This window comes from Pseudomonas sp. zjy_15, from assembly GCF_043101865.1.
Classification (GTDB): Bacteria; Pseudomonadota; Gammaproteobacteria; order Pseudomonadales; family Pseudomonadaceae; genus Aquipseudomonas; species Aquipseudomonas putida_Y.
The window spans coordinates 87,297-111,378 of sequence record NZ_JBICII010000100.1 but is presented as its reverse complement, the minus strand read 5'-3'; the positions used below and the strand labels follow the sequence as shown (position 1 = coordinate 111,378).

At 62.8% G+C, this 24,082-nt stretch carries 17 protein-coding genes and 1 pseudogene; 9 read left to right on the top strand and 9 right to left on the bottom strand.

The features are described from left to right. The first annotated feature begins 120 nt into the window (after positions 1–120). The gene (locus ACF8EF_RS18620) at positions 121–1,611 is read left to right on the top strand and encodes an aldehyde dehydrogenase family protein (RefSeq protein ID WP_003253547.1); all 1,491 of its coding nucleotides are present in this window, start codon (positions 121–123) and stop codon (positions 1,609–1,611) included. Between the two features lie 157 nt (positions 1,612–1,768). Then, entirely contained in the window at positions 1,769–3,055 is a 1,287-nt protein-coding gene (locus ACF8EF_RS18615; RefSeq protein ID WP_392461508.1) for an NAD(P)/FAD-dependent oxidoreductase, read from the top strand. A 297-nt stretch (positions 3,056–3,352) separates the two neighbouring features. Here ACF8EF_RS18615 and ACF8EF_RS18610 read toward each other — a convergent pair. Beyond that, positions 3,353–3,554 (bottom strand): annotated as a pseudogene (locus tag ACF8EF_RS18610) (mechanosensitive ion channel protein MscS); the annotation flags it as partial. A gap of 148 nt (positions 3,555–3,702) precedes the next feature. On the opposite strand from ACF8EF_RS18610, the gene ycaC (ACF8EF_RS18605) reads away from it, so the two are divergent. The 4 genes from ycaC (ACF8EF_RS18605) to ACF8EF_RS18590 all read left to right on the top strand — a co-directional run bounded on the left by ycaC (ACF8EF_RS18605) (position 3,703) and on the right by ACF8EF_RS18590 (position 7,799). Then, complete coding sequence (ycaC, locus tag ACF8EF_RS18605; protein WP_019096461.1) at positions 3,703–4,332, top strand: isochorismate family cysteine hydrolase YcaC; 630 nt, start codon at positions 3,703–3,705, stop codon at positions 4,330–4,332. 117 nt (positions 4,333–4,449) lie between these two features. Further along, positions 4,450–4,758 (top strand): hypothetical protein, encoded by a 309-nt coding sequence (locus ACF8EF_RS18600; protein ID WP_176682857.1) that lies wholly within the window; start codon positions 4,450–4,452, stop codon positions 4,756–4,758. A gap of 40 nt (positions 4,759–4,798) precedes the next feature. Next, entirely contained in the window at positions 4,799–5,617 is an 819-nt protein-coding gene (locus ACF8EF_RS18595) for an alpha/beta fold hydrolase (protein WP_176682856.1), read from the top strand. A 340-nt stretch (positions 5,618–5,957) separates the two neighbouring features. Beyond that, the gene (locus ACF8EF_RS18590; protein WP_392461524.1) at positions 5,958–7,799 is read left to right on the top strand and encodes an amidohydrolase; all 1,842 of its coding nucleotides are present in this window, start codon (positions 5,958–5,960) and stop codon (positions 7,797–7,799) included. 177 nt (positions 7,800–7,976) lie between these two features. On the opposite strand, the gene ACF8EF_RS18585 is transcribed toward ACF8EF_RS18590, so the two are convergent. The 3 genes from ACF8EF_RS18585 to ACF8EF_RS18575 all read right to left on the bottom strand — a co-directional run bounded on the left by ACF8EF_RS18585 (position 7,977) and on the right by ACF8EF_RS18575 (position 11,959). Continuing rightward, positions 7,977–9,575 carry an MFS transporter gene (locus ACF8EF_RS18585; protein WP_392461510.1) on the bottom strand — a complete coding sequence of 533 codons (1,599 nt, stop codon included), beginning with the start codon at positions 9,573–9,575 and terminating at the stop codon, positions 7,977–7,979. 1 nt (position 9,576) lies between these two features. Next, positions 9,577–10,839: an OprD family porin gene (locus ACF8EF_RS18580; protein ID WP_392461512.1), complete on the bottom strand. Its 1,263-nt coding sequence runs from the start codon at positions 10,837–10,839 to the stop codon at positions 9,577–9,579. Between the two features lie 208 nt (positions 10,840–11,047). Further along, on the bottom strand, positions 11,048–11,959 hold the full coding sequence (locus ACF8EF_RS18575) for a LysR substrate-binding domain-containing protein (protein WP_010955764.1): 912 nt from the start codon (positions 11,957–11,959) through the stop codon (positions 11,048–11,050). Positions 11,960–12,221: 262 nt separating this feature from the next. Between ACF8EF_RS18575 and ycaC (ACF8EF_RS18570) the strand changes: the two genes are divergently transcribed. Beyond that, positions 12,222–12,851, top strand: coding sequence for an isochorismate family cysteine hydrolase YcaC (gene ycaC / locus ACF8EF_RS18570; RefSeq protein ID WP_012274792.1), 630 nt, complete (start codon positions 12,222–12,224; stop codon positions 12,849–12,851). A 195-nt stretch (positions 12,852–13,046) separates the two neighbouring features. Here ycaC (ACF8EF_RS18570) and ACF8EF_RS18565 read toward each other — a convergent pair whose 3' ends face one another. The 4 genes from ACF8EF_RS18565 to ACF8EF_RS18550 all read right to left on the bottom strand — a co-directional run bounded on the left by ACF8EF_RS18565 (position 13,047) and on the right by ACF8EF_RS18550 (position 17,694). Beyond that, positions 13,047–13,625 (bottom strand): PBECR2 nuclease fold domain-containing protein, encoded by a 579-nt coding sequence (locus ACF8EF_RS18565; RefSeq protein ID WP_392461514.1) that lies wholly within the window; start codon positions 13,623–13,625, stop codon positions 13,047–13,049. A 170-nt stretch (positions 13,626–13,795) separates the two neighbouring features. Continuing rightward, positions 13,796–14,089, bottom strand: coding sequence for a hypothetical protein (locus ACF8EF_RS18560; protein ID WP_176683048.1), 294 nt, complete (start codon positions 14,087–14,089; stop codon positions 13,796–13,798). Positions 14,090–14,777: 688 nt separating this feature from the next. Continuing rightward, positions 14,778–16,565: a monovalent cation:proton antiporter-2 (CPA2) family protein gene (locus ACF8EF_RS18555; RefSeq protein ID WP_339442837.1), complete on the bottom strand. Its 1,788-nt coding sequence runs from the start codon at positions 16,563–16,565 to the stop codon at positions 14,778–14,780. Positions 16,566–16,719: 154 nt separating this feature from the next. Continuing rightward, positions 16,720–17,694 carry a GlxA family transcriptional regulator gene (locus ACF8EF_RS18550; protein WP_176682851.1) on the bottom strand — a complete coding sequence of 325 codons (975 nt, stop codon included), beginning with the start codon at positions 17,692–17,694 and terminating at the stop codon, positions 16,720–16,722. 180 nt (positions 17,695–17,874) lie between these two features. Between ACF8EF_RS18550 and ACF8EF_RS18545 the strand changes: the two genes are divergently transcribed. Continuing rightward, a complete protein-coding gene (locus tag ACF8EF_RS18545) occupies positions 17,875–18,237 on the top strand; it encodes an AraC family transcriptional regulator (protein ID WP_012054076.1) in 363 nt (120 codons plus the stop codon). Positions 18,238–18,308: 71 nt separating this feature from the next. Continuing rightward, positions 18,309–18,935, top strand: a complete 627-nt coding sequence (ycaC, locus tag ACF8EF_RS18540; protein WP_003253573.1) for an isochorismate family cysteine hydrolase YcaC — start codon at positions 18,309–18,311, stop codon at positions 18,933–18,935. Between the two features lie 96 nt (positions 18,936–19,031). Here ycaC (ACF8EF_RS18540) and ACF8EF_RS18535 read toward each other — a convergent pair whose 3' ends face one another. Further along, on the bottom strand, positions 19,032–24,080 hold the full coding sequence (locus tag ACF8EF_RS18535) for an AAA family ATPase (protein ID WP_392461515.1): 5,049 nt from the start codon (positions 24,078–24,080) through the stop codon (positions 19,032–19,034). Positions 24,081–24,082: the final 2 nt, after the last annotated feature.

The window sequence follows — 24,082 nt, the reverse complement described above, 5'->3', positions numbered from 1 at the left end:
TCAAATCATTACCTGACGGAATGATATGCGGAATAAAGGTCGTTTGTTGTACCTATGTGATCGGATTAATACTGATCCACATCATTTTTCCACCCCATCACCGATGTAGGAGATGCACAAATGGTTGCTGGATTGCTCGAGCGCCTTGGCGTTGCCGCCGAGGCTTACACCCAGGGCGACTACCCTGTTCACACGCCGATCGACGGCAGCCAGATCGCCTCGGTGAAACTGCTCGGCAAGGCCGAGACCATCGCCCGCATCGATCAGGCCCAAAGCGCCTTCGAAGCCTGGCGCAGTGTGCCGGCTCCGCGCCGTGGCGAACTGGTGCGCCTGTTCGGCGAAGTGCTGCGTGAGCACAAGGCCGACCTCGGCGAGCTGGTCTCGATCGAAGCCGGCAAGATCACCCAGGAAGGCCTGGGCGAAGTGCAGGAAATGATCGACATCTGCGACTTCGCCGTAGGCCTGTCGCGCCAGCTGTACGGCCTGACCATCGCTTCCGAGCGCCCTGGCCACCACATGCGTGAAACCTGGCACCCGCTGGGCGTGGTCGGCGTCATCAGCGCCTTCAACTTCCCGGTTGCCGTGTGGGCCTGGAACACCGCGCTGGCGCTGGTGGCCGGCAACTCGGTGGTATGGAAGCCGTCCGAGAAAACTCCGCTGACCGCCCTGGCCTGCCAGGCGCTGTTCGAAAAAGCCCTGAAAGCCTTCGGCGATGCTCCGGCTGGCTTGGCACAACTGGTTATCGGCGGCCGTGAAGCTGGCGAAGCCATGGTCGACGACCCGCGCGTACCGCTGGTCAGCGCCACCGGCAGCACCCGCATGGGTCGCGAAGTCGGCCCACGCGTGGCTGCCCGCTTCGGCCGCAGCATCCTGGAGCTGGGTGGCAACAACGCCATGATCCTGGCCCCGAGCGCCGACCTGGACCTGGCCGTGCGTGGCATCCTGTTCTCGGCTGTCGGCACTGCCGGCCAGCGTTGCACCACCCTGCGCCGCCTGATCGTGCACCGCTCGATCAAGGACGAAGTGGTTGCCCGCGTCAAAGCCGCCTACGGCAAAGTGCGCATCGGCGACCCACGTAAAGACAACCTGGTAGGCCCGCTGATCGACAAGCAGTCGTTCGACGCCATGCAAGGTGCACTGGCCAAGGCCCGCGACGAAGGTGGCCAGGTATTTGGTGGCGAGCGTCAGTTGGCCGACCAGTACCCGAACGCCTACTACGTTTCGCCAGCCATTGCTGAAATGCCGGCGCAGAGTGACGTGGTGCGCCACGAAACCTTCGCCCCGATCCTGTATGTGCTGGCCTATGACGACTTCGAAGAGGCCCTGCGCCTGAACAACGAAGTGCCACAAGGCCTGTCGTCCTGCATCTTCACCACCGACATCCGTGAGGCCGAGCGCTTCCAGAGCGCCTCGGGCAGCGACTGTGGTATCGCCAACGTCAACATCGGCACCAGCGGCGCCGAGATCGGCGGTGCGTTTGGTGGTGAGAAGGAAACGGGCGGTGGCCGTGAGTCGGGCTCGGATGCCTGGAAAGGCTACATGCGTCGCCAGACCAACACCGTGAACTACTCGCGTGAGTTGCCGCTGGCGCAGGGTATCGTGTTCGACTGATGTATTGATGCTGCATGGCCGGGGGCCTGGCCCCCGGTTCGCGGGTAGACCCGCTCCTACAGGGTTCGTCCAAGCGACACCGACCCCTGTAGGAGCGGGTTTACCCGCGAATGGGCCGCCTTGCGGCCCCAACAAGAACAAATTGCTGGAGCCGGCCATGTCCGAACTGCGTCAACAATGCTTGTGGGAACACGTCAGCAAACCGACCGTCGCCGCCCAGGCCCTGGCCGGTGAGCACAAGGCCGATGTCTGCGTGATCGGCGGCGGTATTACCGGCCTGTCGGCGGCCATCCACCTGCTCGAACAGGGCAAGTCGGTGATCGTGCTGGAGGCCTGGAAGATCGGCCATGGTGGCTCCGGGCGCAACGTCGGCCTGGTCAACGCCGGCACCTGGATCCGCCCCGACGACGTCGAGGCCACCCTTGGCCATAAGCAGGGCAGCCGCCTGAACAAGGTGCTTGGCGAAGCCCCGGCTGAAGTATTCGCCATGATCGAGCGCCTCGGCATCGATTGCCAGGCCCAGCACAAAGGCACGCTGCACATGGCGCACAACGCCACCGGCATCGCCGACCTCGAAGCGCGTCACGAACAATGGCGCCGCCGAGGTGCCGACGTCGAGCTGCTGACCGGCGCCCAGTGCCAGGAATACTGCGGTACCGACAAGATTTCCGCTGCGCTGCTTGATCGCCGTGCTGGCACCATCAACCCCATGGGCTACACCCAAGGCCTGGCGGCTGCCGTGGCGCGCCTGGGCGGCAAGATTTTCCAGCAGTCTTCGGTCGAAGGCCTGGAGCGTGAGGGGGATGGCTGGCAGGTGAAGACTGCGCGTGGCGCTGTGCGCGCCGAAAAGGTGGTCATTTCCACCGGCGCCTACACCGAGGGCGACTGGAGCAACCTGCAGAAGCAGTTCTTCCGTGGTTACTACTATCAGGTAGCCTCCAAACCGCTGAAGGGTATTGCAGCCGACAAGGTGCTGCCACATGGCCAAGGTTCGTGGGACACCCGCACCGTGCTCAGCAGCATTCGCCGCGACGACCAGGGCCGCCTGCTGCTCGGCAGCCTGGGCCGGGTAGACAACAAGCCAGTCTGGTTCGTGCGTAGCTGGGCCGACCGCATCCAGAGCCACTATTACCCCGAGCTGGGCAAAGTCGAGTGGGAAATGCACTGGACCGGTTGCATCGACTTCACCCCCGACCACCTGATGCGCCTGTTCGAGCCGGCGCCGGGGCTGGTGGCGGTAACCGGGTACAACGGGCGGGGTAACACAACCGGCACCGTGATCGGGCGTGCGTTTGCCGAGTTCCTGCTCAAGGGCGAGGCGGACAGCCTGCCCATTCCGTTCTCGCCGATGAGCGGTGTGAGCGCGCCTTCGCTGCGCACGGCGTTCTACGAGTCCGGGTTCTCGCTGTACCACGCGGGTCAGTGCCTGAGGGTTGTGTTGTAGCTGCTGGCCTCTTCGCGGGTAAACCCGCTCCTACGCGCGGAGCGGGGGGCACACATCGGTGGCCCGGCGCAGGCCATTGTGTAGGAGCGGGTTCACCCGCGAAAGGGCCGGACCTGCTGGCTAATTTCCAAAGGCGATCACCGTTGCCGCCGCTACCGTCTTCGCGGGTAAACCCGCTCCTACAGGCGACCGCGCAGGTTGTTCAAATTTTGAGCAAGACAGTTGCGCCTGTTTACCGCCTGAGAGGTCTGTGGTGAACATGTGAGCGGGTTTACCCGCGAAGAAGCCAGCACAGGCTCACGTGTGCGACCAACCATGGAAGCCGCCCATCTTGATTGAAGCCGGCTTCTGCAGCGACAACGACTCCCGGCTCTGTCGCCGAACCGCTGCAACTTGCTCACGCCGTCGGCAGCTCTTCACGCTGCTGCAAACAACTCTTCATCTGCTCATTGTCGATCCGTTACAGCACGCAGTGGGTCAGCGTGTGGAATTCGGCCAGTCAACCCATTACGTTTTTCATCGTTCCTAAAACAGAACGCTAAAGCCAAAAACCGCTATCTACCGCTCCAAAGGTGATGGTTTTAATCTTCTCCCATCAACGCGAAACACCCAGCTGACTGAACATCAAAACCTTAGGAGCAACGACCATGACCAACTTCAAATACAACCGCCTGAACAAAGACGACGCCGCTGTGCTGCTGGTCGATCACCAGGCTGGTCTGTTGTCGCTGGTGCGCGACATCGAGCCGGACGCGTTCAAGAACAACGTGCTGGCCCTGGCCGACCTGGCCAAGTTCTTCAACCTGCCGACCATTCTCACCACCAGCTTCGAGCAAGGCCCCAACGGCCCACTGGTACCGGAGCTGAAAGCCCTGTTCCCAGACGCTCCGTACATTGCCCGCCCCGGCCAGATCAACGCCTGGGACAACGAAGACTTCGTCAAGGCCGTGAAAGCCACTGGCAAGAAGCAGCTGATCATTGCCGGTGTGGTGACTGAGGTCTGTGTAGCTTTCCCGGCCCTGTCGGCCCTGGAAGAAGAGTTCGACGTGTTCGTGGTCACTGATGCCTCCGGCACTTTCAACGCCATGACCCGCGACGCTGCCCACGACCGCATGAGCCAGGCGGGTGCCCAGCTGATGACATGGTTCGGCGTGGCCTGTGAGCTGCACCGCGACTGGCGCAACGACATCGAAGGCCTGGCCGCGCTGTGCTCCAACCACATCCCGGACTACCGCAACCTGATGACCAGCTACAACGCGTTCAACGCCGGCAAGTAAGCCGACCCGCCCCGGGCGCCGTGAGTCGGTGCCCGCGCAGGGCAGCACACCCATCCAATCCACCGCCCGTTCGCCGTTGCAGAGTGAATGCGGGCAAGCTCATCCCAAGGAACGCCGATGAACACCGCACTCCATGACAACCGCGAAGTGGTGACCGTATGCCTGCAACACAAGGTGCTTGATAGCTCGCCGGGCACCCCGGCGTTGCAACCGCCGCGTTGGAAGCAGGCACTGCTGACCTACCTGGTGATCTGCCCGATGACCATGGTCATCCCGCAACTGCTGGCGCCGCTGTTTGCACGCTTCCCGCAGTTGGGCGGCGTGATCACCGGCAACCTGATCGTCAACCTGTTCGTCATCCTGCCCGTGGTGTTCTACATCATGCCTTGGGTAACCCGCCGCTGCGCCAACTGGCTGCGCGGCTGAGCCGACGCCTTCACCTGGAAACTTTCAAGGAGATACCGCTATGAGCACGTTCGTTACCCGCGATGGCACTTCGATCTACTTCAAGGACTGGGGCAGCGGCAAACCTGTGCTGTTCAGCCACGGCTGGCCGCTGGACGCCGACATGTGGGATTCGCAGATGGAGTTCCTGGCCAGCCGCGGTTACCGCGCCATCGCCTTCGACCGCCGGGGTTTCGGGCGCTCGAGCCAGCCGTGGAGCGGTTACGACTACGACACCTTCGCCGATGACATTGCCCAGCTGATCGAACACCTCGACCTGCGCGACGTCACCCTGGTGGGCTTCTCGATGGGGGGCGGTGATGTCAGCCGCTACATCGCCCGCCACGGCAGCGAGCGGGTGGCCGGGCTGGTGTTGCTGGGCGCGGTGACGCCAGTGTTCGGCAAGCGTGACGACAACCCTGACGGCGTCGACCTATCGGTGTTCGAGGGCATCCGGGCCGGCCTGCGTGCCGACCGCGCACAATTCATCGCCGATTTCGCCACGCCGTTCTACGGCCTGAACCATGGGCAGCAGGTGTCCCAGGGTGTGCAGACGCAGACCCTGAACATTGCGCTGATGGCGTCAATCAAAGGCACCCTGGACTGTGTGACGGCCTTCTCGGAGACCGATTTCCGTCCGGACATGGCCAAGGTCGATGTGCCGACGTTGGTGATCCATGGCGATGACGACCAGATCGTGCCGTTCGAGACCACCGGCAAGCAGGCGGCGGAGCTGATTCGCGGCGCCGAGCTGAAGGTGTATGCCGGGGCGCCGCACGGTTTTGCAGTCACTCATGCGCAGCAGCTGAATGAGGACTTGCTGGCGTTCCTTCAGCGGTAATTGTGGGAAACATTCGCGGGTAAACCCGCTCCTACAGACGTTGTAGGAGCGGGTTTACCCGCGAAGAGGCCGGCCCAGGCAGCAAAAAGCTTGACCAGGGCTAACCTTCTTCAACCCACCGCACATCCATTCAAGCCCAGGCCTTGCATCAACCGGCATGCTTCGCAGTCCCCCTGCCGGCCCCTAGTCGGAGAAGCCCATGTCCCAGGATCGCAACGACAAGACCCGTCGCCAGTTCCTCGCCACCAGCACTGTGCTCGGTGCCGCCGGCGCACTCTGGTCCGCATTGCCTTTTACCGGCCAAGCCGGTTCCGCTCACGCATCCACGCAAGGAGGTTCCATGACCGCCGACCTGATTCTGTTCAACGGCAAACTGCACACCGTTGACCGCGAAAAGCCCACCGCGACTGCTGTCGCCATCAAGGACGGCCGTTTCATCGCCGTGGGCAGCGACGCCGAGGCCATGGCCCACAAGGGTGCCGCCACGCAGATCATCGACCTCAAGCAACGCACGGTGATCCCGGGTCTCAATGACTCGCACCTGCACCTGATCCGTGGCGGTCTGAACTACAACCTCGAGCTGCGTTGGGAAGGGGTACCGTCGGTGGCCGATGCCCTGCGCATGCTCAAGGACCAGGCGGCGCGCACGCCCACCCCGCAGTGGGTGCGCGTGGTCGGTGGCTGGAACGAATTCCAGTTCGCCGAAAAGCGCATGCCCACCCTTGAAGAAATCAACCAGGCCGCACCCGACACCCCGGTGTTCCTGCTGCACCTGTACGACCGCGCGTTGCTCAACCGCGCCGCACTCAAGGCCGTTGGCTACACCAAGGACACACCGAACCCGCCGGGTGGCGAGATCCAGCGCGACAAGTTCGGCAACCCGACCGGCATGCTGATCGCCCGCCCGAACGCGATGATTCTCTACGCTACGCTGGCCAAGGGGCCTAAGCTGCCGCTGGAGTATCAGGTCAACTCCACTCGCCAGTTCATGCGTGAGCTCAACCGGCTGGGCCTGACCAGCGCCATCGACGCCGGCGGCGGCTACCAGAACTTCCCCGACGACTACTCCGTGATCCAGGAGCTGGCCGACAACGATCAATTGACCGTACGCATCGCCTACAACCTGTTCACCCAGAAGCCCAAGGAAGAACTCGACGATTTCAAGAAGTGGACCTCCAGCGTCAAGCTGCACAGCGGTACCGACTTCTTGCGCCACAATGGCGCTGGCGAAATGCTGGTGTTCTCTGCCGCCGACTTCGAAGACTTCCTCGAGCCGCGCCCAGACCTGCCGCAAACCATGGAAGAAGAGCTGGAGCCGGTGGTGCGCCACTTGGTCGAGCAGCGCTGGCCATTTCGCCTGCACGCCACCTACAACGAATCGATCACGCGCATGCTCGACGTGTTCGAGAAGGTCAACCGTGACATTCCATTCAACGGCCTGCCCTGGTTCTTCGACCACGCCGAAACCATCACCCCGCATAACATCGAACGCGTGCGTGCGCTGGGCGGTGGTATTGCCATCCAGGACCGCATGGCCTTCCAAGGTGAATACTTCGTCGACCGCTACGGCGCCAAGGCCGCCGAGCAGACCCCGCCGATCAAGCGCATGCTCGAGATGGGCGTGCCGGTGGGCGCGGGTACCGACGCCACTCGGGTGTCCAGCTACAACCCATGGACTTCACTGTACTGGCTGGTCAGTGGCAAGACGGTCGGTGGCATGGAGCTGTACCCGGAAGGTCTGAGCCGTGACACCGCGCTGCAACTGTTCACCCAGGGCAGCGCCTGGTTTTCCAGCGAGCAAGGCAAGAAAGGCCAGATCAAGGTGGGCCAGCTGGCTGACCTGGCCGCGTTGTCGCTGGACTTCTTCAGTGTCGATGAGGAAGCGATCAAGGGTATCGAATCAGTGTTGACCATCGTTGATGGCAAGGTGGTGTACGGTGCTGGTGAGTTCGACAAGCTTGGCCCGCCGCAGGTGCCGGTGCTGCCCGAGTGGTCGCCGGTGACCAAGGTGCCGGGGCACTGGCGCGTCGGTACGCCATCGTTGGCAGCCACCGTGCACCAGTGCAGCGGGCCTTGTGGTGTGCATGCGCACAGCCACGAAAAGGCGCGGCATTCGAGCGTGCCGGTAAATGACTTCCAGGGCTTCTGGGGGGCGCTGGGCTGTTCGTGCTTCGCTTTCTAAGCTGAGCTGATGTGACGAACGGGGGCCAATAACTGGCCCCTTTCTTGTGTCTTCAGTGCCGGCCCTTTCGCGGGTAAACCCGCTCCTACAACGGCCTGTTTCCAACGTCCGGTGTGTGTTTACCGCAGATCATGTGTAGGAGCGGGTTCACCCGCGAATGGGCCGTAAGGGCCGGCATCAATGGTGTGCCTTATGCTCCCCACCAGCCAATAGATGCCGAATCCGCACCTCAACCCCATCGGTCTGCAGCATCCTGACCCGCGCCTCGATCTTCAGTTCGCCACGGGTCACCCGATGGTGATGCCGCAGATGCTCCAGCCATGATTCCTCGAAGAAGAACTCCAGCCACAGCGCCGGATCAGCACTGTCCCGCATCAACCCCCACGACAATGCGCCATTGCGCTTGCGCATCGCTTCCAGCTCTCGCGCCGCCTGCTGGAAGGCCTCGGCTTTGGTGGGGGCGATGTGGTACTCGACGGTGACCATCACCGGTCCGACTTCCTTGTCCATGTCATCGCTCAGCACCGGCACCGGCCAATGCAGCGACGGCGTCAGCTCCTCTGCCTCGGTTTCCGGCAGCGTCACCTTGCAGGTCAGCAAGGTACCCAGCGCCAGGCCGCCTGCGGCCAGCAGCAGGCTGAAGGTGATCGTTGCATGGCTGGCCAGCGTGCCCCACAGCAGGCCGCCACAGGCCATGGCGCCGAAGAAGATCAGAATGTATACCGACAAAGCCCGCGCCCTTACCCAGGCTGGCACCGAAGTCTGCGCAGCCACTTGCAGGTTGGACAGCACCGCGATCCACGCCGCGCCGCTGAGCAGCATCGCGGGCAGCAGCGCATAGAAATTGCGCACCAACGCCAGGGCCAGCAGGAACAGGGCATACAGCAGGCTGGCCAGTAACACCAGGCGGTCACGGCTGATGCGCTCACGCAGGCGCGGCAGCAAGGTGGCGCCCGCCACTGCGCCAATACCGATGGCCGCCAGCAGCAGGCCGAAGTCCGCTGCAGTGCCGTGCATCTCGCCACGCACGATCAGTGGCAGCAGCGAAGTGCCGGCGCTGGCGCAGAAAAAGAACGCCAACGCGCGTAGCAACACGGCCTGCAAAGGCTTGGCACTGCGGGCAAAGCGCAACCCGGTGCGCATGGCGCCAACGAAGCGCTCAGCCGGCAGCAGTGGTTCCTTCACTTCGCGCTTCCACAGGAACAGCACCAGGATCACGCCAGCGAACGAGATGGCATTCAGGGCAAAGGTCAGCCACGGGCCGACCATGCTCACCACCACCCCCGCCAGTGCCGGGCCGATGGCCCGTGACACGTTGATGCCGACACTGGAGAGCGCCACCGCGTTGGCCAGGTCCTCCTTGCCCACCAGTTCCGGTGTCAGTGCGCTCCACGCCGGCATCATCAGCGCTGTACCAATGCCCAGTGCCAGGGTCAGCACCAGCAGCAAGGTGACGTTCATCATCCCGAGCAAGGTCAGGGCCGCCAGCACCACCGCTACGCAAGACATCCACAGCTGCACCAGCAACAGGTAGCGGCGTTTGTCGACGATGTCCGCCGCTGCGCCGGCCGGCAGGGCCAGGAAGAACATCGGCAGCGAGCCGGCTACCTGGATCAACGCCACGTGCAGCGGGCTGGCCGACAGCGTGGTCATCAGCCAGCCGGCGCCCACCTCGTGCATCCAGGTGCCGATGTTGGAGGCGATGGTGGCGATCCACAGCATGCGGAAGGTGGTGTTACGCAACGGGCTCCAGGCACCTGAAGGGGATGTACTCATGTCAGAAGCTGCCTTTGAGTGGGTATTCGATGATCAGGTAGATGCGGTCGATATCACCGCCCGCCTGGGCCTGGTTGGCGCGGTGGCTGACGTGGGAGAACGACAGGCTCAGGTCCTTGGCAGCCCCTGACTGCACCACGTATTTCAGGTCGATATCGCGTTCCCAGTGCTTGCCGCCGTCGCCGTACTGGTTCACATAGATGCCGCCCGCAGGCGCATGGCTGCCGTTGATGCCCCGGCCGATGACATAGCGGCCCATCAGGCTCAGGCCAGGTACACCGAGGGTGGCGAAGTTCAGGTCGTAGCGCAGTTGCCACGAGTGCTCGCCAGGGCCGTTGAAGTCGGCGTACTTGATCGCGTTGGCCAGGTAGATCGAGTCGCCGCCGACAAAGTCGAAAGGCGTGTTGCCCTCGACCTTCTGGTAGGCCAGGCTCAGCGCCTGGGCGCCGAAGCTGTACCTGGCCAGCAGGCTGTAGGCGAGGGTGTCGATCGCCCCTGCGCTAGCGTTGCCGGTGTCGCGGGTTTTGTACAGGTTGCCGTCCAGGCGCCAGTTGCCCTCGGCCAGGATCAGGTTGAGATAGGTCTGGCGCCAGGTGTTTTCCAACTGCCCGGCATACAGTGCGGCGCCGAACGGCCCGTTGGGCGCGAAGGTGGCACCGGCCAGGCTGATGGCCCGGTTGTGGGTGCTGGCGCCGTAGCCGCTGAAGTCGTCGTGGGTGGAACTGTTGTCCTGGTTGTTGAAGGCAGTGAAACGCCCGGCCTGCAGGCGCCAGTCGGGCAGGTCGGTGTTTTCCACCAGCCAGCCGGTGGCGTATTCCGGGTGCAGGCGTTTGTCACCGGTGTCGAACACCGGGGTTTCCACCATCATCTCGCCATAGCGCAACCGGGTGTTGCCTAGCTGCAGTTTGAGCGCGGCCCCGGCGCTGGAGTACTCGGATTCGGCGCGGCCATCGCTGTTGCGTGGCAGCAGGCCGGTGCCGGCATGGCCGCGGCCGCCGTCGAGCTTGAGACCAAGAAAGCCATGGGCATCGATGCCGACGCCGACAGTGCCTTCGGTGAAACCGGAACGCACCTCGCCGATGAAGCCTTGGGCCCATTCCTGGCGGTAGTTCTGGCCACTGCCGGAGGGCGAGCGGAAGTCACTGTGCAGGAAATAGTTGCGGCTGAGCAGCGACCAGCCGGGTTCATCGGCCTGGCTGAGCGCCGGGCACAGGGCGAGGGTGGCGAGCAGGGCGCGGCCTGGTCCGTGAGTGGCGCGGATCATGAGGGGCTCCGGGGGATGATCCGGGAGTGTGGAAGAAGAGTAGACCCAAGGTCTTGTAAGGGTGTGCTGGGTGGGGATTTGCATTGCCTGTACCGGCCCTTTCGCGGCTAAAGCCGCTCCTACAGGGCCACCACCGGTCCCGAGCCTTGTGCAAATACCAGTGGGAGCGGGCATGCCCGCGAAGAGGCCGGGTCAGCCAGTCGGGACCTCAAGCCATGTCGCTGATGGCAAATTCCTCAGCCAGATGGTCGATCAGCGCCCGCACCGACGGCAGCAACCCACGCCGCGATGGGAAGATTGCATGCACGATACCGCAGCGCGGGTGCCAGTCCGGAATCAGCTCAACCAGACGTCCCGCCGCCAGGTCCTCACGCACCGCCACCCGCGGCAAGTGCGCAATCCCCACTCCAGCTACCACGAAGTGGCGCAAGGCAAACAGGTCATCAGTCACCATACGTGGCGTATGCGGGATGACGATGCTGCGGCTGTTGTCCTCACCCTGGAACAGTTCCCACTGGTACTCGCGCTGTGCGCTGCCCCAATGCACGCTGGGTAGTGTGCCCAGCAGCTGTGGGTCAAACCCTTTGGGCAGTTGCGCCAGGTATTGAGGCTGGCCGACCAGGCACTGGGTGCTGTTGCTCAGCACCTTCATCACCATGTCGGTGTTCTCCAGCGGCGGAAAGCGCACCCGCAGGGCGATGTCGAAGCCCTCATGCAGCAGGTCGACGCGGCGGTTGGTGCTTTCGATGAACAGCTCCACCTGCGGGTACTTGAGCATGTAGCGGGTCAGCATCGGCCCGACCCAGGAGTTGAGCAGGGTAGTCGGGCAACTGATGCGCACCAGCCCGCGCGGTTCGCTGCGGTTGCGCTCGATGATTTCCGCCGCGCCCTCTGCCTCCACACGCATGGCCAGACAACGGTTGTAGTAGGCCTGGCCGATCTCGGTCAGCGAGCAGTGGCGGCTGGTGCGGTTCAGCAGCCGCACGCCCAGACGGTCTTCAAGGTCGGCGATTCGCCGGCTGAGTTTTGACTTGGGCATGTCCAGCGCCCGCCCGGCCGGGGCGAAGCCGCCATGTTCGACGACCTGGGTGAAGTAGTAGAGGGAGTTGAGGTCTTCCAATGATCGGTCTCCGGGTATTTGGTTGCCTTTGCCGGCCTCTTCGCGGCTGAAGCCGCTCCTACAGGGTTATGCGGTCCGTGTAGGAGCGGCTTTAGCCGCGAAGAGGCCGGCACAGCCCCCGACAAATCCATCGTTCATAAATCAGAACGCTAAAGCCAGATTCTGCTAACTACCGCCGCAAAGGTGATGATTTTAATCTGTGCCCATCAACGCGAAACACCCCGGATTGCTGAAAAATTCATAACCCTTAGGAGCACAGACCATGAGCAAATTCACCTACAACCGCCTGAACAAAGACGACGCTGCCGTACTGCTGGTCGACCACCAGGCTGGCCTGCTGTCCCTGGTGCGCGATATCGAGCCGGACAAGTTCAAGAACAACGTGCTGGCGCTGGCTGACCTGGCCAAGTTCTTCAACCTGCCGACCATCCTCACCACCAGCTTCGAGCAAGGCCCCAACGGCCCGCTGGTGCCGGAACTGAAAGCCCTGTTCCCGGATGCGCCGTACATTGCCCGCCCTGGCCAGATCAACGCCTGGGACAACGAAGACTTCGTCAAGGCCGTGAAAGCTACCGGCAAGAAGCAACTGATCATCGCCGGCGTTGTGACTGAAGTGTGCGTAGCTTTCCCGGCCCTGTCTGCCCTGGAAGAAGAGTTTGACGTGTTCGTGGTGACTGATGCTTCCGGCACCTTCAATGAAATGACCCGTGATGCCGCGCATGACCGCATGAGCCAGGCGGGTGCCCAACTGATGACCTGGTTCGGCGTGGCCTGCGAGCTGCACCGCGACTGGCGCAACGATGTCGAAGGGCTGGCTGCACTTTGCTCCAACCACATTCCGGATTATCGCAACCTGATGACCAGCTATAACGCGCTGACTGCGGGTAAGTAACACTAAGTAACCTGATGGGTAGCCTCCCCTTGGGGCTACCGTTGACTTGATCGTAGAGTGTTGTTAGCGTTTGAACTGAGCGCGAAACCAGCTGCCATTCAGCGGTAAAAGCTGGCGTAGGAACCCCGTCGATGGCTGAATCATCAGCGTCGGGTGAGACCTCCACACCCCTGCTTGAGGGTGTGTATATGAATATCAAGCGCAAATACAGGGCCACTGGTGACAGTGGCCCTTTTCTTTTCTTGGCAGAAAATTGTACCGCTTGTAGAGCAGCAGCCCGTGGCGATGTTTGTTCAGTGCTTTTGCATCGCACTGCATGAAATTCCACAGCGTTTTGCCGTTGTCGAGGGTCACGATTACCAGCATCTGGCGCCTGGTTTCGTAGACGCCGATGAAGGCCAGCCTGAAAGTGTCATTGGTGTAAGCGACCTGCCATACCTCAAATGGTCCGATTAACGTATCCAGCGCTACCTTTACATAGCGTTCCCGGGCGTCCTGTCTCTTCTCGACGATGTGGTAGATACAGCTGCGCTGAATCCGGATGTCGCCCAGTGGGCTGCTGATGCTGACTACCTCAACGTTTTTGCTGTCCAAGCCCAGATGCAGTGCAGCAACCTCGACTGCAGCGTCATGCGAATCAGCAGGCGCTAGTTCTTCGATAGCCTGGGCGCGTAGTTCACGCGCAAGTGTTCTGAGGTCGGGTAATTGTTCGTCCAGCCAGGAGTTCTGGCCTTTCTTTTCGGCATTTTTTGCGGCTGGGCTGTTGGGGCTCAATGAAATACCTGACTGGGAACAGTCGCTGATGTGGCGGCGGCCAGGTAAGCCTATGGCGAAGGGGCCCCCCTAACAATCAGACGGAGGGTGACGCGTTGTGTAGGGTATTTCCGGCGTTTGGGTAGAGCAGGCTAGTCATTGCAGCCTGCTCAGGACTGATGTAAATCGCTTCAACTTATTGGCTGTGACTCAATCCCATCCAGCAATGCCTCAACCAAACCTTCTGCCATTTCGAGTGCGTTCAGGTTGCTCCAGAACAGGCTCTTGCCTGTGTCATCCAGATGCTCCAAGGCTTTGTAGCCACGGTCGTAGGCACCGCGCAGGTATTGGGCGACATGCACCAGGGCATCGTGGGCGGAAACGCCGGGGTTTACGGTGAACAATGGGGGATGGCCGGCATCGCAGCGGCTGAAAGAGCGTTGGGTGGTGTTGGGGAGGGGTGGATCGGGGACGATTCTTTTGATGGCAATTCCTTCTCCAGGATTGAACTGCAACCACCCGTTTCCACGCAGAAGGCGGCAGTTGTGCGCGGGGTGGAAAACCGGTGAGAAGGCAAGCCGGTAGGCCAAACGGCCTCACGCGCACAACTGCCATAACGGCAGCCCTTCATCACATCCGGGTTTCCACACCCGATCGCTGAACCGACAGCGACCCGGTCAGCCTAGAGAGCAGGCCTTCCTTGGACAATCAGACGGGCGTCGACACGGTGTGTAGGATAATTCCTTGGGATTGGCGTGAACGTAGGAAATGGTTCGCGGGGAAGTAGGACCCAGCTGAGAATTAGACGATTTGTGATGGTTTTTGTGAGTTCGCGTCATGGCGGCGAGGTGATCGTCAGGAAATTGCAGGATGGCTTCCAGGTGCCTGGCGATAGTTTTTGGGCGCCCATGAGATCGAGCGCCGCCCGCGCGGCGCTTCGCGGGTAAACCCGCTCCTACGTCTGTTTCTGGCCAGTCCCTCCTGTGCCAGGCGCGCGCGACCGCCTTGTTTGTACGACGCGATATCGAGGCGTGCGCCAGGGGGCTCGCGTGCGCGTCCCACAGGAATAACTGGCCCGAAACAGACGTAGGAGCGGGTTTACCCGCGAAGCGCCGCGCGGGCGGCGCTCGATCTCACAGGCACTACAACCCTCAAGGCATGCGCCAAAAGGCCTCAATCCGCATCCGATTCAAACAACCGTTCCAGCTCCACCCGCGCCTCCTTGCCCGTCTGCATCACCTTGGCCCGGTCATCACGTACCTGCCCCTGGGCCTCCAGCACCTCTTCGTCATGCTGGGTGAACCGTGCAATGCGGTCCGCCGCCTGTTCATCGCTCAGGCCCAACCCCACCAGTGCCCGGCGGGCCATTTCCAGGCTGGAGTGGTATGTCTCGCGAATCGGTTCGGCGCCCACATCCGCCAGTTTGTGCACGTGCTGGCGGTTACGCGCCCGGGCCAGCACTTTCAGGTGCGGGTACAGGCGTTTTACCCGTTCAGCGCTACGAATGGCGGCTTCCGGGTCATCGATGGTGATGATGAAGTACTCCGCCTCACCCACCTTGGCCGCATGCAGTACCTCGGGGCGCAGCGGGTTACCGTAGAACACCGGCACCTGCTCGAACATACGGGTCATCTCGATGGCATCCACCGAGGTTTCCAGGGCAACGAACGGGATCTTCTGTGCCCGCAGGATACGCGCGACGATCTGGCCCATGCGGCCCATGCCGGCGATTACCACCCGCGGTGTGCCGGCGTCGATGGCCTTGTAATGTTCGGGCACTTCACGCACTGGCTGCGCACGTTTGAGGGCGTGGGCGCAGCCAATCATGAGCAGTGGGGTGATGGCCATCGACAGGGTAATGGTCATCAGCAGCAGGTCGTAGGTCTGGGTATCGAACAGGCCCTGGTCCTTGCCCAGCTTGAACACCACGAAGGCGAACTCGCCGCCGGCGGCCAGCACCATGCCCAGTTGCAGCGCGCTGGCGCCGCTCAGACCGCCGGCCAGGCGACCGGTGCCGACCAGCAGCACCAGCTTCACGGCCACCAGCAACAGGGTCAGGCCCAACACCACCAGCGGCATCTCCAGCAGCAGGTGCAGGTTTGCACCCATCCCGACACTGATGAAGAACAGCCCCAGCAGCAGGCCCTTGAAGGGTTCGATCTGTGATTCCAGCTCGTGGCGGTATTCCGAGTCTGCCAGCAGCAGGCCGGCGAGGAAGGCGCCCAGGGCCATGGAAATACCGGCTTGTTCCATGAGCCAGGCGGTGCCGATCACCACCAGCAGTGCGGTGGCAGTGGACACTTCCGGCAGGCCGGTGCGAGCCACGGTGCGGAACAGCGGGCGCAACAGGTAGCGGCCGCCGATGATGACCACGGCGATGCTGGCGAATACCTTCAGCCCATTCTCCAGGCTGTCGCCACTGCTGGTGTCCGGGCCAGTGGCGGCCAGCAGTGGTACCAAGGCGATCAGCGGGATCGCGGCGATGTCCTGGAACAACAGGATGGCGAATGCCAGACGGCCGTGCGGGGCATTGAGCTGTTTGTTCTCTGCCAGGCTCTGCAGGCCAAGGGCGGTTGACGAAAGCGCCAGGCCCAGACCGAGCACGATGGCCGCGGGCAGCGTCTGGCTGAAGCCGAACAGGGCGATGGCGCCGATAACCGCGCCGGTCAGCAGCACTTGGGCAGTGCCAACACCGAACACCGACTTGCGCATCAGCCACAAGCGTTTGGGCGACAGCTCCAGGCCGATGATGAACAGCAGCAAGACCACGCCCAGTTCGGAAATGTGCGCCACCCTTTCTGTGTCGTGGACCAGGCCAAGTGCTTGCGGGCCGATGACCACACCGGCGAGCAGGTAGCCGAGCATGGCACCCAGTTGCAAGCGCTTGGCCAGGGGGACGGCGAGGACGGCGGCAAGCAGGAAGATCACTGCAGTTTGCAGAAGGCTGCCTTCGTGTGGCATTGGCTCTTACTCCATGAGCTGCCGGGGCAGCGTTATTACAGGTTGGCCGACGATTCTGGAGGCTGGGCTGGCATTAGACAATCTGATGTCGGGAAGAAACATTGTCCTGAAAAAAGAGACGGTGGCTGCGGTCAGTTGTGGGAGTGGCCCGCGCTCATCCCCCACCAAACTGTGCCCGATACTGCGCCGGCGTCATGCCAATCCGCTCACAGAATACCTTGCGCAAATGCCGGTCGCTGCCAAACCCGCACTGCGCTGCCACAACCTTTAACGGCAGGTCGCTGCCTTCGAGCAGCTTGCGCGCGCTGTCGATGCGCGCATTCTGCAGGTACTGCAGCGGCGTCATTCCCACCTCGCGCAGAAACGTTCGGGCAAAGTTGCGCCCGCTCATGGCCACCAGTTCGGCCATTTTCTGCACGGTGAATGCCTGCTCGATGTGGTCGACTATATAGGCCTGTACCCGGGCAATCGGCGAGTCGTCGCGTGGTACCGCAGCCAGCAACGGCCCGTAAGGTGTCTGCCCGCCCTGACGATGACGGGCAACCAGCAGCACCTTGGCCACTTCCAGGGCCAGCGCCTTGCCATGGTCCTCGGCAACCACCGCCAGTGCCAGGTCGATCCCTGCAGTGATACCGCCCGAGGTGATCAGGCAGCGATCCATCACATAAATCTGCTCGGTCTCCACCTTGGCCTCGGGAAACGCTTGTGCCAGGCGCTCCACGTAATTCCAGTGGGTGGTGCAGCGATAGCCATTGAGTAACCCGGCCCGACCCAGCAGGAACACCCCGGTGCAGATGGCACCGAAGCGTTTGGCCTGGCGCACGGCCTTGGGTAGCCAGCGCTCGATCCCTGGCAAGGCGACGGCATAAGCCCCTGGGCCGCCCGGGACCAGCAACAGGTCGACGGCCTCCGGCAAGTCTTCCAGGCGCCGGTCTGCCACTACCTTCAGGCCGCATGAGCCGCGTACCACCGCTTGTCCCTCGGCCAAGGTCAGCAGCCGATATTGCCGTTCTGCTGGCAAGAACCGGTTGGCGATGGCGAATGCATCCATGGGGCCGGTGACATCCAGCAGTAGCACATCGTTGAACAGCACCATGGCCACGGTGCGGTGTGCGGGTTTTTCCTGCATACCTCTTTCGCCTTGAATGCCGGCCGCGGGTAGCGGCCAGAAGCTGAATACGAAACGCATCTTAAGGTATCGGCAAAACGCTCAGGGCCAGCAGCGCACAATTAACAATAATTCAGGTTTGGCTCAGGACTTCGTCATGTGCCGGGGGCGAGACTTTCTGCATTGAACAGGAGAGTCGCCATGTACCCTGGGACGCCCGAAGCGCCGCTGCAAACCCCCGGCGCACTCACGCCCGCGCGGCTGCGCCGGGCCAAGGAGCTGATGTTGCACAGCCCGTTGTCGATCATTGAGATCGCCGCGGTGTGCAACCTTACCCGCAGCCATTTTTCCCGCGCGTTCAAAGTCAACACTGGCCTTTCGCCGCAGGCCTGGCGCCTGCTGGCGCGCATGGAAAAGGCCAAGCGCTTGCTCGCCACCGAGGCGCCTATCACCCATGTGAGCCTGGAGTGCGGCTTTTGTGACCAGGCCCATTTCACCCGCGCTTTCAGCCGCCTGGTCGGCCAGCCACCCAAGGCCTGGCGGCAGGCGCAGGTACTTTCTTAAGCAGAACTTATCCACCGGTATAACCCCTGCGGACAGTGCCGGCCCGTTATCCCAACCCAAGGAGTCACCCCATGAGCCAACCCGATTACAAGCGCCTGAACAAAGACGACGCCGTGGTGCTGCTGGTCGACCACCAGACTGGCCTGATCTCGCTGGTGCAGGATTTTTCGCCCAACGAATTCAAGAACAACGTGCTGGCCTTGGGCGACCTGGCCAAGTTCTTTGGCCTGCCGACCATCCTCACCACCAGCTTCGAGCAAGGCCCGAATGGCCCGCTAGTGCCCGAGCTGAAAGAAATGTTCCCGGATGCGCCGTACATTGCCCGTCCGGGCCAGATCAACGCCTGGGACAACGAAGACTTCGTCAAGGCAATCAAGGCCACGGGCCGCAAGCAACTGATCATCGCCGGTGTGGTGACCGATGTGTGCGTGGCTTTCCCGACCCTGTCGGCGCTGGCGGAAGGTTTTGAAGTGTTCGTGGTGACCGATGCCTCGGGTACCTTCAACGAAACCGTGCAACAAGCGGCTTGGGTGCGCATGACCCAGGCGGGTGCGCAGATGATGAACTGGTTCTCGGTGGCCTGCGAACTGCACCGCGACTGGCGCAACGACATCGAAGGGCTGGGCAACCTGCTGTCGCAGCGTATTCCCAACTACCGCAACCTGATGAACAGCTACGCGGCGCTCGCCTCGCGATGATGTAAACCTGTACCGGCCTCTTCGCGGGTAAACCCGCCCCTACAATGCCCGTGCCGACTGTAGGAGCGGGTTTACCCGCGAAGAGGCCGGCACAGGCTATGAGTGACTCACAGGCAGAAAGAAGCGAATCCGGCATCCACCCAACTGCGACACCAGCGCCTGCAACTGCCCGCCGTGGGCCTGAGCCACCGAACTGCAGATCGCCAAGCCCATCCCCATGCCACCGGTCTTGGTGGTATGAAACGCATCGAATATACGCTCCCGCTCGTCCGCCACGATCCCCGGCCCGTTGTCGTCCACGCAGATTTCCACCCCATCCTCGACCACCGCCGATCCAATCTTCAGCACCCCGTCACTGCGATACCCCGCCAATGCTTCCAAGGCATTGGTAATCAGGTTGAACACCAGTTGCTGCAACTGCACCGGGTCGGCTGTCACGCATACCCCGGCTTGTAACAGCGTCTGCACATCCACCTTGCCCCTGGCGGCGTCGGCCGAGGTCAGGCGCACCACCTCGCGGATCAATTCGTCCAGCTTCACCGCCTTGAGTTGCATCGGTGACTGCTTGGCCAGGGACCGCAGCGCCCGCACGATGTTGCCGGCCCGTTCGCTGTCGTTGCGGATATCTTCCAGGCCGGCAATCGCTTCTTCCAGGTCGGGGTTGGCGCGCTTCAGCCAGCGCAGGCTGGCCGCGGCATTGGAAGCGATGCCCAGTAGCGGCTGGCTGATTTCGTGAGCGATGGACGCTGACAGCTCATTCATCGCCTGCAAGTGCGCACTGCGTGCCAGTTCCGCACGCGAGCGGCGCAACTCAGCCTCCATCTGTGCGCGGATCTGGTTTTCCTCGGCCAGACGCGTGTAGAACTTGGCCGTTTGTAGCGATACCGCCGCCTGCGAGGCGAGGATCTCCAGCATGGCCAGGCGCTGACTGCCGAACAGGTTCGGCACAAGGCGGTTTTCCAGGTACACCAGGCCGATCAGCACGCCCTGGATCACCAGCGGCAGGCACAACACCGAGCGGGCGTTGCGTGCCTGCAATTGTTGGCGGAAGGCCTCTGGGCACTCATCAAGGGCATCGTTGAGCACCAGCGGTTTGCGGGTGCGCATGGTGGCGTTGATGACTGACAGCGGCGCCTGGGTCATGAACTTCTGGCAGTTGTCCATGCTCACGTGCAACCCGGCATCGTCGATGTGGGCCAGGGCAGCCATCTGGAATTCGGCCCCGCTTACAATCAGCAACACGCCATGATCGGCACCGGAGTGCTGGGTCAGATGGCCCATCAGGGTTTCGATCAGGCCTTCGAGCAGTACTTCCTCGGACAGCGCCCGCGCAGCTTCGATACCGGCTTCGAGGTCCAGCCTGGCCTGGTGGGTGGCACGATAAGTTTCCTGAACCGGCTGGGTGCGCAGAAATGGATGCAACGTCTCTAGCTGGTGCACCTTGCCGGTCGCGCCCCAGATATGGAAGCAGTCGCGGGCGATACGCAGGTGCAGGTTGGCGCCGGAGATCAGGCCGTTGGGGATGCACACCTCGGCCAGCTGTTCATGGGCCAGTGCCTGCTCGTGGATGAAACCGGCAGCAGTGGCGGCGATCTGCGCCTGGTCGAAGCAGCGGATCGCGGCCAGGCCGTCGCCATCGAGCTTGGCGATCACGCCCTCGATCAGCAACTGCTTGCTGCGGAAGGTGGCCGGGTTGAAGCCGGCCCAGCGGCTGAAGCGCTCGCGCAGGGCCTGTAGCTCGCGCAGCTTGTCGGCAAGGCTGCCGTGGGCTTCGGGGCTGCCCAGGGCCAGGCCGCGGAACAGGTGATAGTCGGCCAGGTTGATGTGCGCCGGTGCCGCCCAGCTGTTGTCACCAGCCAATGCCAGGTCGCGCATGGCCTTCGGGATATTGCCCATGTAAAAGGCGCACATGGCGGCGAACAGGTGTTGGAAGAACCGCGTTGTGGGCGACCTCGAGGGTGCGGCCGGGGCTGGGCTGGGCAGGCCGCTCAGGTTGGCGACGAACGCTTGCTGGGCCTGCAGGATCAGCTCGATATCGCGGTAGCCGTGGTGACGCACAGTGGCCAGGCCTTGCGCCACTTCCTCGACCACGTCCGGCAGGTAGCGGCCCATGAACAGCGAGTCTGAAACCAGGTGGTTGCAGGCATAGCAGCTCATCGCCAGGTCACCGCTCAGGCGCGCCGAGTCGACCGCGTCCAGCGCGGTGCGTCGGGCGAATTCCATGGGCGAGGTCCAGGCGCTGACCTGGTCCAGAGCCAGCAGCGCACTGGTCAGATCAGCGTCGAAACCGTGCCGTTCGATCAGCTTGAGCGCGGCCAGGCAACAGGCATGGCCATCATGGTAAGCGCCAAAACGCTCGGCAATCATCACCCCGTACCAGGCCATGCCGTAGGTGCTGCCAGGCGCAACACCGTGCAGTAGCGACATCTCCATGAGCTTGGCCAGGTGCAGGAAGCAGATGTCGTCCTTCACGAAGAACGATGATGACAGGGTGGCCAACAAGCTGATGGCAACCATCACCTCCTCCGAATCGGTGCGCGGCAGCGACTCCAGGCAATGCCGTCCTTTCTGTTCGACCAGCGCCTGGACATGGGCATGACTGGCCTCGACCTCTTGCCAGTCGATGCCCCGTACCGGGCTTATACCCAGCAAGTCCAGGCCGCTCAGGGCGCTGTCGATGGCTGCCTGATAGTCACCGCGCAAGGTATACAGCAATGCCTGCAGCCGGCACGCTCGTGCCTGGTCCAACACCGAGCGGGCACGCTGTCGGCATTCAGTGAGGCGTGCCTCGGCCGCGACCGTTCGTGACAGTTGCATGTCGCACTCCGTCGCCATGCAGGCGATGGCAAAGCCATGCGTGGCGCGGCTTTCCAGTGTGGCGCTGTGGTGCAACAACTGCTCGGCGGTATGCAGGTAGCCTGCGGTCTGTTCGAAGGCGCCGGCATCGCGTGCGCGTGATGCGGCATCTCGTAAAAGCTGCAGGAACGCTTCGCAATCATCCGCTGCAAACCCGCGGGGGGTGGCACATTGCAGCTGGCTGGCGAGCTCGAACAGCCCCTCCTGCATGTGGTCTGGCCAAGCCTGGCGCATGGCCAGGGCGATGCGTGCATGCAGCGAGGCGCGCTCGTGTACGGGCGTGAGTGCATAAGCAGCCTCCATCACCCGGTCATGAGTGAAGCCCAAGCCGTTCTGGCCCGGTTGCACGAAACCGGCGCCAATCAAGGCTTTCAACGGTTCGCCTGGCGGTTGGGCAAGCACTTGCCGAAGCAGGCGCTCATCGCAGTGGCTGCCCGCCGCGCTGACGACTCGCAAAAGCTCGCGTTGCGGTGCCGCCAGGCGCCCCAGGCGGTGGACCATCAGGTCGGCGACATTGTCGGAATAGCAGTGCCGGGCCACGGCCTGCAGGCACCATGACCAGCGCATGGCCTGGGTGTCGAAGATGAACAGCTGGTCTTCGACCATGGCCCTGAGGATCTGATTGACGAAAAACGGGTTGCCCGCCGTTTTGCCGTGCACCAGTTCGGCCAGCTGAAATGCGTCTTCGGGGGCAACATGGAAGCGCTCGCCAATCAGCTCGGCCACCGCCCCAACGGCCAGCGGCCGCAGGTTCAGCGTGGTGCTGCGCACCGCTGCGGGTATGGCCAGCTGTGCGCTGGTGGTGGGCGTATCGTTGCACCGGGTGAAAATCAGCAGCAGGTTGGCCGGTGCGTCAGCCAGCAGTTGGGCCAGCAGTTGCCGGGTGGCGTCGTCGGCCCATTGCAGGTCGTCGAAGAACAGCACCAGCGGTTGGCCCGGCCGGCTGAAAACCTGCAGGAACTCAATGATCGCGTGCAGTTCCTTGTGCAACGCAAGGCGCGTGGGCTTGGCGGGTAACTGTGGCAGGGGGCCGAGAATCAGTTGCAGGTCCGGGGCCAGCTTGCCGAGCAGACGGCCATGACCTTTGATGCGGCGCAGGATCTCGCGGCGCAGGGTGTCGAGGTCCTGACTGTTCTTGGTCAGCAACTGGGTAGTCAGAGCTCCGAGCACTTCGATCCAGGGCGTGTAGGGCACGGCTTGTGCCTGGCTGTTGCACTTGCCGACGGCCCAGTAACCTTCAGCGTTGGCCTTGAGCGCTGCTTCGACCAGGCTCGACTTGCCCATGCCAGTAGCGCCGTTGATGACCAGGGCTTGTGGTTTGCTGTCGCGATGCAAGGCCTTGAGCAGCAGGGTGATAGCCTTTTGCTCGGCGCCGCGGCCATACAGGCGTGCGTGGCCGGGTGCTACCGGGTCGGCGCAGCCTGGGGTGAAGGGTGCCATGGTTTTGTGGGCGACCCACTGCCGCTGGCAGTGAGCCAAATCCACTGCAAGGGCGCGCGCGCTCTGGTAGCGGGCGTCCGGCTCTTTGGCCAAGGCCTTTGCCAGGATCAGGCTGAGGGGCGGCGGTACGTTGCTGCGCACTTCGCAGGCCGGCCGCGGCTGCACGCCGGCATGCAGCTGTCGCCAGTGCTGGATGTCGCGCCCGGCGAGCGGCAGCTCGCCTACCAATAGCTGGTAGAGGATCGCCCCCAGGGCATAGATGTCACTGCGTCGGTCGCAGCTGCTACCGTGCGGGCAAATCTGCTCCGGCGCCAGGTAGGCCCAGTTGCCGAGCGGGGATCCCTGTTCGCTGAACTGCTCTGCCGGGTCGGCGTGAAAGAAGCCCAGGCGCACCTGCTGATGGGCGTGCAGGCACACATGCTCCGGCTGCAGTGTACCGTGCAGCACATTGCGTTCATGCGCTTGCGCCAACGCAAGGGCGGCGTTAACCGCGATGTCGAGAAACGGCTCCAGCGGCGCAGGGCCTTCAGTGATCAGGTCGGCGACTGAGCGCCCGGCCGGGTACACCAGCAATGGGCCTTCGGCCGAGCGCACGAACGCCGAGGGGATCACCGCCCACTGCGGGTCCAGTTGCAGGCGGTAGTCACGTTCTAGGCGCTGACAGGCGGAAGGGGCCTCAAGCGGGGCGCGCACGGCGATCCAGGCCTGGAGTGTGGCCGGGTCACGCAGTCGGAAGTAGCTGAGCTCACCTTCCTTGCCCAGTGCGCTGATCTCGCATCGGTTCAGCCAGCCCTCGTCGATTGACTGGTCGTAATCGATGGGCCTGTGGGCAAGGCGTTCATCGAGCATAA